Raw genomic sequence first — 12641 nt, forward strand, 5'->3', positions numbered from 1 at the left:
ACCGATCTTTCTCTGATTTCAGGGGTATATTTTAATTTTGTCATCGGGATAGTCTCTCAGAATATTGACTCTCCGACAAACCCGGTACGGTTCACGTGTACATAGTGCGCTAGATTATGTATCACCTTTTGATTTTGAAGCAATGTACTATGATAAAATTAACCAGTTAGGTCAGGTGGCCTAACTTAAATAAAAAGTCTCCGACAAACCCGGTACGGTTCATTATGGATATTACGCATTAGATTAAGAATAATCTGCATAACCTCTATAGTGCTACATAGGGAAGTGATAAGGATTTATTATAGAAAATAAATTAGATAAAAGTGGCATACAATGTATTCAACACAGTAAAAAGTATTTAAGTTTTTCTAAAATTTACATAATACGAAATACACTCGATAATTTATTCTAAATCAAAATATTGAGGTTTACTAAAAAGCCCAGCTTGGTCAAGCTGGGCTTTTCTATTGGGTTATCAAGTTGCACATCTACTTTGTGAGTAGAGCTCTGTATCTTTAATAAAGCGAACTAAACAAAAGACTTTATCGACCTAAAATCATTTCCAATACAAACTTAGATCCGATAAAACCGACAGCCAACAAGAAGAATCCAATTAAGGTAAAACGAATCGCTTTTTGACCGCGCCAACCAAAACGGTAATGTCCGATGAGTAAAGATCCATACACAAACCAAGAAATAATACTAAAAGCGGTTTTATGTGCCAGATGTTGGGCAAAAAAATTATCGATGGTAAAGAAACCAAACACCAACGCTACGGTCAGTAAAAGAAAACCCGTTTTAATCAAGTCAAACAGTAAAGACTCCATGGCTTGAAAAGAGGGCAGTAAGTTGACCCAAAAGCGTTTCTTTTGTTTGTTCTTTAACTCACGATCTTGGAACCATAAAATCACGGCTTGTATGGTTGCCATGAGTAGCACCGCATAGGCCGACAGCGATAAAATAATATGAATATCTAAACCCAATGAGCGCTGTTCAATAAATTGGGTAGACTGGCTAAAGGCAAAACCTAAAATGAGTCCTGTAGCGGCCACAGGAATGCCAATCAGGTTCAAAGCTAGAATTGGACGATAAGTGCTATAGAGTAGACTAAGTAACAGCATGAGCCCTGATGTAAATGACATTAAGACAAAAACGTCATAATTCACCCCCATCGGCGTGAGCATGTCATGGTACAAAACAGTTGCATGTAGCAATAAGCCTAAGCCTAAAATAATGCCAATAAACCAATGGTTTGGATCACGTTTAGCCATTAATTTGAGAAACAAATACCAAAAAGAGGTGGTATAAGCGACTAATGCTAAGATGGTGTAAACCAAGGGCAGGCTAATCATGTCAAACCTTTTTCAGGATGATGAATATTCATTTATATAAATTCGGTGCGAACTACAGTATCCTATAGCATTCTATGCATAAATTTTCTATTTTAAGAAAGATTTTTTTGCAACTAGCAATTTTAAGCGGATTTTGCAATGTTTGATACCTTAACGGAACGACTCACGCAGAGTTTAAGAAATGTTACTGGCTCTGGGCAGCTAACCGAAGACAATATTAAAGATACCCTACGTGAAGTACGTATGGCACTTCTTGAAGCCGATGTTGCACTTCCTGTAACTCGTGAATTTATCGCGAAAGTTAAGGAAGAGGCGTTGGGTCAAGAAGTCATGACTCAATTATCGCCGGGCCAAGCATTTGTTAAAATCGTGCATGACGAATTAACAAAAATGATGGGCGAGGCAAATGAAAGCCTTGATCTTGCAGCAAAACCTCCTGTTGTAGTCCTACTCGCGGGCTTACAAGGTGCAGGTAAAACAACAACGGCTGCAAAACTTGCTCGCTTCTTACAAGAACGCCAAAAGAAAAAAGTAGCGATGGTATCTGCCGACGTATACCGTCCAGCAGCAATTAAACAGCTACAAACCGTTGCAGGTGAAGTTGGCGCGATTTTCTTTGAATCGAGTGCTGACGAAAAACCGATTACCATTGCAACGCGTGCAATTGAACAAGCCAAAATTCAGTTTGCGGATGTCTTGATTGTCGATACTGCAGGTCGTCTACACGTAGACGATGAAATGATGGACGAGATCAAAGAACTTCATGCGGCAATTAAGCCAACTGAAACTTTGTTCGTGGTCGATGCAATGACCGGTCAGGATGCGGCAAATACAGCCAAAGCCTTCAATGATGCACTGCCATTAACGGGTGTGATTCTGACCAAAACTGATGGTGATGCACGTGGTGGTGCGGCGCTTTCAGTACGTGCAATCACAGGTAAGCCAATCAAATTCTTAGGTATGGGCGAAAAGCTTGATGCCTTAGAGCCATTCCATCCTGAACGTGTTGCACAGCGTATCTTGGGTATGGGTGACGTACTTTCTTTGGTCGAAGAGCTTGAACGTAAAGTCGACAAAGAAAAAGCCGAAAAAATGGCGAAAAAACTGCAAAAAGGCGGCAGCTTCAACTTTGAAGATATGCTAATGCAGTTTGAGCAAATGAATAAAATGGGCGGCATGATGGGCTTCTTGGATAAGTTGCCTGGCATGAGCAATGCAGGGATTCAAGATGCGTTGGCGCAAGCGAACCCTGAAAAGCAAGTGAAAAAGATGGAAGCGATTATCCAATCGATGACCATCAAAGAGCGTCGTAATCCAGACCTCATGAACCCAAGCCGTAAAAAGCGCATTGCAGCAGGCTGTGGCATGGATGTCGTTGAAGTCAATAAGTTGATTAAACAACATGCGCAAATGGCGAAAATGATGAAGAAATTTGCCAATCCATCGGGTATGGCAAAAATGATGAAATCATTAAGCGGTATGCAAAAACAGTTTGGTGGTGGCGGTGGAATGGGACCATTATTTGGTGGGAGCGATAAGAAGTAATCTGCTTCTAACTATTTCAGAAAAGGCGCGTTGAGCGCCTTTTTTATGTTGTTTTGTGAGTCATGGAAATTATTGTGTGCGTTTTCAACGCAATTGCTTAATAACAAAAACGCACTGTTTATGGCTTGAAAGTTGCGTAAAATTTATTCTTTTCAAACATTATAATAAGAAGTTGAAAATGAATGGATCAAAACAACATATCTATATTGTGCATGGCTATCAGGCATCGCCCAATGACCATTGGTTTCCGTGGCTAAGTCAAAAACTCAGTCAGATGGATCTGCATGCTGAAGTAAAACGCTTAGTGCTTCCGCATAGTGATGCACCACATTTCGAAGAATGGCAACAGGCTTTGGCCCTGCAAATGACCACTTTGGATGAAAATACCATCATCATTGCGCATAGTTTGGGGTGTCTAGCAGCTTTACATTATCTCAGTAGTAAACTGCGTGAACGTCGAATCAAAGCGATCTTCTGTATTGCGGGCTTTAAAGCGGCTTTAAAAAGCTTACCTGAGTTAAGTGGTTTTATTGCGCAAGCGAAGCTGGACAGCGGTATACTCCACTCTCACATCGCTTCACGTGTGGTGATGTTTTCCAATAATGACTCTTATGTTCCACCTCCTTTGGCACTTACCTTTGGGCACTTCTTGAGTGCAGAGGTACTGGAGGTGAAACGTGCAGGGCATTTTATGCGTGAACATGGCTATGCTGAATTTGAGCTACTGCTTAATACCTTAAAACCCCTTTTACAACAGCAGGCGGTGGCTCAGAGTTGATGCTGAATATAATATTGTAGCCCTTTAAGTAATAAATCATTTTCAATGCATGGTGCATACTCTGCTAAATAGCGCGCAAATACAGGTGCATCACCGCCAGTTAAAATCAGTTGGCGTGGAGACTGTTGCAAGACTTTTTCAATGGTACTGACCAAGCCGAGCAAAATCCCATGATGCACAGCGTCGATGGTATTACGACCGGGACCGAGTTCATCAAAAGCCGCATCTGGAATTTTAATGCCTTTGGTGTTTTGGATCAGCGAGTCTCGTTGTAAGTAGAGATTTGGTAAAATATAGCCGCCCAAATGCTGCAAACCATCCGCCAAGTCGATGGTTAGCGCCGTGCCACAGCTAATCACACAATAGTTCTGCTTAGGATCACGTGCGACGGCCAACACTTGCAACCAACGGTCAATCCCGAGTTGTTCAGGTTGTTCATAGCCGCATTGTAAGCCAGCATAGTTGGCCTGTACTTGAGCAAAGGTAATCGGTACATTTAAACTTTTTAAAAGTCTACGGATTCGGTCATTATTTTTTTTGTCCTGAACCGAAGAAACACCAATTTGTTGGATGTTTAAGTTTTTAAAATGCTGAATTAGACCTAAAAGCAAATCGGCAGGGGATTGCAAATGTAACTCAGCCCCTTGCTCTAAAATTTGATCTTCCTGCGTAATCCAATATTTTAGGCGGGTATTACCAATATCTAACCATAAATTTTTCATGATGATGCTCAATCATTTAAACAGGGATCATTGGACGTAAACGGCCTTGATAAAAGCTTTCAACATCATTGGCGGTCTGAATTTGTACCGCACCATCATCTTGAATGCCTAAGAATAGGCCTTGAGACAGACCTTTCATATGTTCAAATTCAACCTGTTGCTGCATAAATGCTGCGTAATGATTGAAACGAGAAGCCAGATTTGCACTATTATGGGTGAACCAGAGGCCCGCTTGTTGAATTGCTAGATATAGTTCCGCCATTAAGTTAATGCGATCTGCTTGAGCTAAACCCAGCTGTTCAAGTGAGCTGGTGGCTTGATCAAGCTGGGTATCTTCGACTTGGTTGATATTGATGCCCACCCCAATAATAGCTTGGTTGCTTGACAGTGGTTCAACTAAAATTCCGCCCCATTTACCTTGAGCACTGTAAAGGTCATTCGGCCATTTCACTTGCAGAGCAAGGCCTTGCAAACTCGGCATTTGCAAGATATTTAACGCAATTTCTAAAGCCAAGCGCCCATCTATAGGTGTTTTGGTCTGTAGCAATGTGCTTAAATAGATGTTTCCTTCAGGAGAAACCCATTGTCGTTGACGCTGTCCACGACCTTGAGTTTGTCGTGTACTGCAGACCAAAACGCTCTGAATCCCTTTTTGCGCAATTTCACGCACATCATCATTGGTGGATGTGGTAACTGGCTTAAGCAATAAAACTTCAGGAAGTTGCTGTGCTTCAGCGAGAAGCTGTTGTAATTGGCGTGTCTCTAAATCCATATGAATCTGAGAAAAGTGAAAAATGATCATGGAGTTAATCATATATTTACTGATTGGCGCAATCGCTGGTTTTGCTGCGGGGCTATTTGGGGTCGGTGGTGGACTTATTATCATCCCGATTTTATATGTGGTGTTTACTCATCTAAACTATGACCCGAGTGTCATTATGCACATGGCGGTTGGTACATCACTGGCTACGATTATTGTCACGTCAATGAGTTCAGTGAGTGCGCATCATAAACGCGGGGCAGTGTTGTGGTCTGTGTTTCGCAATTTGGCTCCTGGTCTAGTCATGGGCGCTTTTTTAGGCGCAGGCATTGCAGACTATATGTCAGGACATGGCTTACAACTGCTGATCGGTTTTTTTGCGGTATGGGTGGCGTACAAAATGTTTAGTGGCGCACATGTTGAGGTCGATCCATCGCGTCAGTTGCCCTCTACAGGCAAACAGTTATTTGTCGGTGCAGGCATTGGTGTGGCTTCTGCGATCTTTGGCATTGGTGGGGGCAGTTTGACAGTACCGTACTTAAACCGTCATGGTGTGGTTATGCAAAAAGCGGTAGCGACGTCAGCTGCTTGTGGCTTACCAATTGCAGTGGCTGGAGCTATAGGTTTTATGTGGTTCGGGCATCAGGCTGAGGTCAACGTACCAAATACCATTGGTTATATTCATGTCTATGCTTTTTTCGGGATTGCGGTGATGAGTTTTATCACCGCCAAATTTGGTGCGAAAGTGGCGCATCTTTTATCGCCTGCGATGTTGAAAAAGTGTTTTGCGGGATTGTTGGTGGTGGTTGGTTTATATTTTATTTATCAAGGATTTAGTTCTTAATTTCTTTGATAATATTGTGTGCGTTGCTGTTGATTGGCATTATAGACGGTAAAATTGTTAGACAATGACATAGTGTTTAGCGTTTAAGATCGGGTAAAACCTAAAAATAGGTCACTAAAGACCATGGATTGCATCTTATAAAAACAAGTTAGGAACAGTATGCAAGCACATGATACAGAGAGTTTGTCCGAACAAATTGCCAAGCACATCAGTGAACAAATCATTCGTGGTGAGTTGGTCGAAGGTGAGCGCATACAAGAATTACGTATTGCCGCTGAACTGGATGTGAGTCGCGGCTCGGTGCGTGAGGCTTTGTTACTTCTTGAACGCACACATCTGATTGAAATCTACCCGCGCCGCAGTGCTATCGTTTCTGAAATGTCGGCTCAACAAGTGCGCGCCTTGTTTGACACCAGCAGTCTGCTGTTGGGGCAAATTGTGCAACGCATAGCGGAAACATGGCGCAGCTATGAAGCGGAACGTTTACAGCTGTTATTGGATGAGTTGGGGAATCAACTGAAACAGGGCAGTATCGAAAAATTTTATGATTTGATTTTTGAAGGATTGGCGCGCCAGCATGAAATGGTGGGCAATGCTTATTTGATGAAGTTTTACCAAGAACTGTTACCCTCGATACGTCGGAGCTATTTTTTAACCTTAAATACTTCGCGTAGAGAGTTACAAGAATCTTATGATTTATTTAAACTAGTGACTGATGCGGTTTTAATCAGAAAATCACAACAAGCTACTTTATTTATGGAAGATTTTTGTCGACACTTACGTAACTTGGTGTTGGAATCTCTGACCCGAATGAAACAAATTGAACTTGCGTGGGCGAGACGCTCACGACGTTAGTCAGGACATTATGCGTTTAAGCAGTTTAAAACTTTCCGGCTTCAAATCTTTTGCCGACAGTACCACGTTACACTTTAAAGATAACCGCACAGCAGTCGTTGGGCCGAACGGTTGTGGCAAATCCAATGTGATCGACGCTATTCGCTGGGTCATGGGCGAATCCAGTGCGCGTCAGTTGCGTGGTGGCAGTATGCAGGATGTCATTTTTACAGGCACGGCAAAGCGCAAACCTGTCAGTGTCGCCAGTGTAGAACTGCGTTTTGACAACACTTATGGCAAGTTAGGCGGTAGCTATAATGCCTATACCGAACTGGCGGTCAAACGTCAGGTCAACCGAGATGGCAAGTCTGAATACTTTTTAAATGGCACCAAATGCCGTCGTCGGGACATTACCGACATTTTCTTGGGTACAGGTTTAGGGCCACGTTCTTATTCGATTATTGAACAGGGCATGATCAACCGTTTGGTCGATGCAAAACCTGAAGAAATGCGAGTTTTTATTGAGGAAGCCGCAGGAGTTTCGCGTTATCAAGCACGTCGCCGTGAAACTTTATTGCATTTGGATCACACTACGCAAAATTTATCGCGTTTAGAAGATATTGCCTCTGAATTAAGATCACAGTTAAAAACTTTAAAACGTCAAGCTGAAACCGCAATTCAGTACAAAACACTGGAAAGCCAAATTCGCACCATTAAAGTCGAAGTTTTATCTTTTCAATGTGAACAAAGCAGCCGTTTACAGCAAGAATATACGTTGCACATGAATGATTTGGGCGATCAGTTCAAGTTGGTGCGTTCAGAGTTAACGACTTTAGAGCATGATTTGACGTCAACCAGTGAGCTATTTCAACGCCTGATTCAGCAGTCCACGCCACTACAGAGTGAGTGGCAACAGGCAGAGAAAAAGCTGGCTGAGTTGAAAATGACTTTGGAACAAAAGCAGAGCCTGTTCCAGCAAAACACCACTACTTTGGCACAGCTTGAACAGCAGAAGGCGCAAACCAAAGAACGGATGCAACTGATCGAGCTGCAACTGGAAAGTTTGCACGAACAAAATGAGCTTCATACCGAACAGTTACAACAGCAAGAAAGTCAAAACCAACAGCAAAGCCAAGGTTTAACGGATTTAAAAGCACAGCAGCAACAGTTGCTTCAACAGTTTGAACAAGTCAAAAGTTTGGTAGAAAAACAGCAGCAACAAAAAACGCAAATGTTGGCGCAAAGTGAACAGTTGGCCAAAAATATTTTACGCTTTGAACAGCAAAAGCAGATTTTAGAGCAGCAAGCGGCGCAAATTCAAAACCAAAGCCAGTTGGATGCGATCGATCAACTGTTACATGCCAAGCAAGATGCTGAGGCACAGCAGTTACAACGTGAGCAAAGTATCATTGAGGTGCAGTTGCAGCTGGATGATTTGCGTATCCAACATCAAACTGCTCAAACTGAGTTGAATCAGCACAAAGCAGATATACAGGTCTTAAGTGCCGAACAGAAGCATCTCAAGCAGCTTCTGGTCAAAGTCAGTGCCTTAAAAAATAGTGATCATCCACAGTTGATGCATGTGCTGCAGCTTAAAGATGCAGCTAAAACCCATGCCGCGCTGGTCGAAAAATTCTTAGCCAAATGGCTTTCAGCGCATTGTTTGGAAAACAGAGATGCATTCACTGATGCCGTTGCACGTCAGTTAACGCCTCAGCCGCATGTTGAACTGATTGAAATTGCAGGTTGCGATAGCCTAGCCAGTTGGATTGAATCGCCACAATCCTCTTTGTGGCAGCAGGTGGGGGTGACCACCAACTTAAAACAAGCCTTGGCTCTGCAAAAGCAATTGAAAGATGGTCAGTCTCTTCTGAGTTTAGACGGTTACCATGTCGGCGTGGACTGGGTGATTGGTTTGGATTATGACGAAGCGAGCCAAGCTGGACAAGGTGCGCTAAGCCATCGGATTCGTTTAGATGAAATTGAACAGACCCTTACTGAAAAAACGGGACTTCTGACTCAGCTTGAAACGAAAACCACAGAGCTTCGTACTCAAGTCCAAGCGGTGGATGAGCAGTTAAAAGCGGATCAACAACTCTTAAAAAAAGAAGTTCAAGCGACGCAGCAGATTGATTTGAATATTGCCAAAGTGCAAAGTACCAACCAAGCCTTTGAAGTGCAAAAGCAACAATTGGCCAATCAACTGGCGCAGTTAGACAGTCAGCTTGAAGAAGATGCTATGCAAAAAGATGATCTGGAGATTGATTTGCATGCATTGAATATTAAGCTAGAGCAAAACCTGCCAAACTATAAAACCATGCAGTTCCAAGTGGAGTCATTGACTGAGCAACTGGATGATAGCCAGCAGCAGGCACAGCAGGTTTGGCAGGCGCTTGAAATGGTGCGTCGTCAGGCAGTGCAAACCACACAGCAGATTGAACTGTTAGAGAAAGACAGTACTTTCTTAAAGGCGCAGTATCAGCAAATATTGTCACAGATGGAGCAGGCCAAAAAGTTTATTGACCCTGTACAACTTGAGCTGTCTGCATTGGAAAGCCAGTTTAGCGAACAAGCACAGATCACTGAAAAGCTGCAAAAGACATGGTCTGAATGGCAAGTTGAACTGAATGCGGTGCAAGAACGTCAGCAAAGTTTGACCGAACACCGTCATCAACAGCAACAACAAGATGAAAAGCTAAGAACCCAGTTGGAAGAGAAACGTTTGGCGTGGCAAGCGGCAAAGTCAGACTTACAACATTATTCTGAACAGCTGAAAGAGATGAATGTTGAAGCTGTTGTGGGTTTAAGCATTGATATTAGTAGCCATCAACAAATCCTAGAAAAAGCGCAGCAACAGTTTGAGAAATTGGGCGCAGTCAATTTGGCGGCTTCAGAAGAATATGAAGAAGTATCAAAACGTTTTGAAGAGTTGAGTCATCAAATTCAAGATTTGGAAAATACCGTTGAGCAGTTGCGCGCTGCAATGAAAAGTATTGACCAAGAAACCCGTAAACTGTTCATGAGCACTTTTGATCGGGTTAATGCTGAACTACAAGATCTGTTCCCGAAAGTTTTCAATGGTGGCGAAGCGAGTCTGACTTTAGAAGATGACTGGCAGTCTGGGGTTAAACTCATGGCCCGTCCGCCAGGCAAACGCAATAGCTCTTTGGCGCTACTTTCAGGGGGAGAAAAAGCCCTGACCGCATTGGCCTTGGTGTTTGCGATTTTCCGTCTCAACCCATCGCCATTTTGTGTTTTGGATGAAGTTGATGCGCCTTTGGATGATGCGAACGTGGGAAGATTTTGTAATCTTGTAAAAGAGCTTTCTGAACAGGTGCAATTCATTTACATTACCCATAATAAACTCGCAATGACGATGGCGACCGACTTGTTAGGTGTTACGATGCCTGAACCGGGAACATCAAAATTAGTGACTGTAAATTTAGAACAGGCAAAAGAATACGGTTTAGTCGCGGAGGCCTAATAAGATGGAATACACAACAATTATTGGTATCGTCATAGCAGTGATCATTATGCTGTTTGGGGTTCGAATGATTTTTCGAAAGCCGGCAGATGCAGCGCCTTCACTTGAGTCCGCATTGCATATCGATGCTGACAGTCAAAAACCGATTATCCCGCGTCACGTACGTGATCAACTGCAAACGGCATCAGTTGAAGAGGCTGAACGTAAAGAGCCGACTTTAAACGAAAACTCTGTAGAAGAGACACTGTCTGAAAAAGCCGAACCGAAAGCTTTGGATGCAGACAGTGTGCTCGAAAGCAGCAGTACTGAACCAAGTTTGGATGCGTCAGCTGAGGTAGAAAATAAAGCAGTAGACTCAGTCGCTCCTGAAAATGCTGTAGCAGATGCAACGGAATTAACGACTGAAAGCGCAAGCTCCTCGCTTGTTGATGAACAAGCAAAAGCGGATAAAGCTGAATTTAGTTTAAATGCCAATGTCGAAAAAGCCGAAATTTCAGAGTTTGACGATGAAAGCAGCATTTTAGATGCACATTTGTATGAGCAAAAAATTGTCGATGATGAAAGTGCTTTAGCCACAGCAGAATCGTTTATTGCCCTGAATGTTTATCCTGAACGCCGTGCGTTGTCTGGTGAGAAAACTTTAAAAGTTTTAATGAAGTATGGTTTACGTTTTGGCGAAATGTCTTGTTTCCATCGCTATAACGAAGATGGAACTAAGTTACTGTTCTCTGTGTTGCAAATTACCGATACAGGCATGGATGGTTTTGACTTGGAAAATCTGTCGACCGATCCAATTAAAGGCTTGGCATTTTTCTTGGCCTTACCACACCGTGATGTCCAAAATGCCTTTGATACCATGGACAGTATTTCACGTTTGATTGCCCGTGAAATCGATGGAACGGTTTATGACCAAAACAACCAAGAGTTCACGCCACAACTGCGTGAGCATTGGCGCCACTTAGCGATTGATTACCGTGCTGGACAAGCAATCGATGCTTAATCTGATTGAAAGCAGCGGTAACGATTTCTATAATAGACAGTAGAAATACAATTTTTAGGGCGGAACAAAGACCGCCCTTTTTTATGGTGAAATTATGACTCAAACTTCGACTGTCGTTGCGCAAATGCGTCAACTGATCCAAATTTTGGCACAGCATAATCATGCTTATTATGTGATGGATCAGCCGACCATTTTAGACAGTGAATATGATCAGCTTTTTCATCAGTTGAAAGCTTTAGAAGAACAATACCCTGAGTATATTCAGCCAGATAGCCCGATCAATAAAGTCGGTGGTAAACCTTTGGCGAAGTTTACGAGCGTGACCCATGTGGTACCGATGCTGTCTTTAGGCAATGTGTTTAATCAAGAAGAACTCTTTGCCTTTGCACGCCGTGCAGAAGAACGGTTGCCGAATCAAACGATTCAATATGATGTCGAACTGAAGTTTGATGGTCTTGCCATTTCACTGTGGTATGAACAGGGGGTGCTGGTGCGTGGGGTGACACGTGGTGATGGTGAAACAGGGGAAGACATTACTCAAAATGTCAAAACCATTCGGAACTTGCCGAAGGTGTTGAGTACAGATCAGGGCGAAGTACCCACGCTACTGGAAGTTCGTGGCGAAGTTTTGATGCCTAAAGCAGGTTTTGAAAAGCTCAATGCCGAAAATGAAGCCAAAGGAGAGAAGACTTTTGCCAACCCACGTAATGCCGCAGCGGGAAGTTTACGTCAGTTAGATCCGAATATTGCGGCTTCGCGTCCACTTGCATTTTATGCTTATGGTATTGCGCAGTGTGAACCGAACCATGGTCAAAGCACCATGTCGGAAAGTCTAGAGTGGTTGCAACAGTTTGGTTTTGCAGTTGGTGAGCGTCATTTTGTCTGCGATAGCATCCAAGAAGTCCAAGCTGTTTATGAGCAAATCAATGCGGAACGACCACAATTGAGTGTGGAAATTGACGGCATGGTGATTAAGGTCAACAGTCTCAAACAACAGCAACAGCTCGGGTTTTTAAGTCGAGAACCGCGTTGGGCAACGGCTTATAAATTCCCTGCGGTGGCTGCGCTCACCACGGTTGAAAATATTGACTGGCAAGTGGGACGTACAGGTACACTCACACCTGTGGCGCGTTTGAATCCTGTTGCTGTGGGCGGCGTGACCGTTTCAAATGTGACTTTGCATAATATTGGGGAAATTCACCGTTTAGATGTGCGAATTGGCGATACTGTCAGTGTTTACCGTAGTGGTGATGTAGGTGTCACCATACACTCAAATGTTTCAAGTAGAACTCAACTAGATTTTCAAATGGCAGTGTAAGGGT

10 protein-coding genes are annotated in these 12641 nt (G+C 43.1%); 7 read left to right on the plus strand and 3 right to left on the minus strand.

Annotated features, from left to right (window positions below; translation table 11 throughout):
• Window positions 1-542: 542 nt before the first annotated feature.
• Complete coding sequence (locus F986_RS11470; protein ID WP_004695246.1) at window positions 543-1352, minus strand: cytochrome C assembly family protein; 810 nt, start codon at window positions 1350-1352, stop codon at window positions 543-545.
• Between the two features lie 138 nt (window positions 1353-1490).
• Here F986_RS11470 and ffh point away from each other — a divergent pair, with 138 nt between their 5' ends.
• Both ffh and F986_RS11480 read left to right on the plus strand, forming a co-directional pair.
• Window positions 1491-2897 carry a signal recognition particle protein gene (gene ffh / locus F986_RS11475; protein ID WP_004695248.1) on the plus strand — a complete coding sequence of 469 codons (1407 nt, stop codon included), beginning with the start codon at window positions 1491-1493 and terminating at the stop codon, window positions 2895-2897.
• 178 nt (window positions 2898-3075) lie between these two features.
• Window positions 3076-3675, plus strand: a complete 600-nt coding sequence (locus F986_RS11480) for an RBBP9/YdeN family alpha/beta hydrolase (protein WP_004695251.1) — start codon at window positions 3076-3078, stop codon at window positions 3673-3675.
• On the opposite strand, the gene F986_RS11485 is transcribed toward F986_RS11480, so the two are convergent.
• Both F986_RS11485 and F986_RS11490 read right to left on the minus strand, forming a co-directional pair.
• On the minus strand, window positions 3666-4397 hold the full coding sequence (locus tag F986_RS11485) for a type III pantothenate kinase (RefSeq protein ID WP_004695253.1): 732 nt from the start codon (window positions 4395-4397) through the stop codon (window positions 3666-3668). The two genes, F986_RS11480 and F986_RS11485, sit on opposite strands and share 10 nt — an antisense overlap.
• 16 nt (window positions 4398-4413) lie before the next feature.
• The gene (locus F986_RS11490; RefSeq protein WP_004695254.1) at window positions 4414-5169 is read right to left on the minus strand and encodes a biotin--[acetyl-CoA-carboxylase] ligase; all 756 of its coding nucleotides are present in this window, start codon (window positions 5167-5169) and stop codon (window positions 4414-4416) included.
• 28 nt (window positions 5170-5197) lie between these two features.
• On the opposite strand from F986_RS11490, the gene F986_RS11495 reads away from it, so the two are divergent.
• From F986_RS11495 to ligA, 5 genes are all read left to right on the plus strand, one after another.
• Window positions 5198-6001 (plus strand): sulfite exporter TauE/SafE family protein, encoded by an 804-nt coding sequence (locus F986_RS11495; protein ID WP_017397071.1) that lies wholly within the window; start codon window positions 5198-5200, stop codon window positions 5999-6001.
• A gap of 159 nt (window positions 6002-6160) precedes the next feature.
• Window positions 6161-6856, plus strand: coding sequence for a GntR family transcriptional regulator (locus F986_RS11500; protein ID WP_004695257.1), 696 nt, complete (start codon window positions 6161-6163; stop codon window positions 6854-6856).
• Window positions 6857-6866: 10 nt separating this feature from the next.
• On the plus strand, window positions 6867-10319 hold the full coding sequence (gene smc / locus F986_RS11505) for a chromosome segregation protein SMC (protein WP_004695259.1): 3453 nt from the start codon (window positions 6867-6869) through the stop codon (window positions 10317-10319).
• Between the two features lie 4 nt (window positions 10320-10323).
• A complete protein-coding gene (locus tag F986_RS11510) occupies window positions 10324-11319 on the plus strand; it encodes a cell division protein ZipA C-terminal FtsZ-binding domain-containing protein (protein ID WP_004695262.1) in 996 nt (331 codons plus the stop codon).
• Between the two features lie 94 nt (window positions 11320-11413).
• Window positions 11414-12637 (plus strand): NAD-dependent DNA ligase LigA, encoded by a 1224-nt coding sequence (ligA, locus tag F986_RS11515; RefSeq protein WP_004695263.1) that lies wholly within the window; start codon window positions 11414-11416, stop codon window positions 12635-12637.
• Window positions 12638-12641: the final 4 nt, after the last annotated feature.

It is taken from the genome of Acinetobacter johnsonii CIP 64.6 (genome assembly GCF_000368045.1).
Classification (GTDB): Bacteria; Pseudomonadota; Gammaproteobacteria; order Pseudomonadales; family Moraxellaceae; genus Acinetobacter; species Acinetobacter johnsonii.

Coding starts and splice junctions, on each gene's coding strand:
- F986_RS11470 (WP_004695246.1), bottom strand. CDS start 1,352: ATGATTAGCCTGCCCTTGGTTTACACCATCTTAGCATTAGTCGCTTAT.
- ffh (WP_004695248.1), top strand. CDS start 1,491: ATGTTTGATACCTTAACGGAACGACTCACGCAGAGTTTAAGAAATGTT.
- F986_RS11480 (WP_004695251.1), top strand. CDS start 3,076: ATGAATGGATCAAAACAACATATCTATATTGTGCATGGCTATCAGGCA.
- F986_RS11485 (WP_004695253.1), bottom strand. CDS start 4,397: ATGAAAAATTTATGGTTAGATATTGGTAATACCCGCCTAAAATATTGG.
- F986_RS11490 (WP_004695254.1), bottom strand. CDS start 5,169: ATGGATTTAGAGACACGCCAATTACAACAGCTTCTCGCTGAAGCACAG.
- F986_RS11495 (WP_017397071.1), top strand. CDS start 5,198: ATGGAGTTAATCATATATTTACTGATTGGCGCAATCGCTGGTTTTGCT.
- F986_RS11500 (WP_004695257.1), top strand. CDS start 6,161: ATGCAAGCACATGATACAGAGAGTTTGTCCGAACAAATTGCCAAGCAC.
- smc (WP_004695259.1), top strand. CDS start 6,867: ATGCGTTTAAGCAGTTTAAAACTTTCCGGCTTCAAATCTTTTGCCGAC.
- F986_RS11510 (WP_004695262.1), top strand. CDS start 10,324: ATGGAATACACAACAATTATTGGTATCGTCATAGCAGTGATCATTATG.
- ligA (WP_004695263.1), top strand. CDS start 11,414: ATGACTCAAACTTCGACTGTCGTTGCGCAAATGCGTCAACTGATCCAA.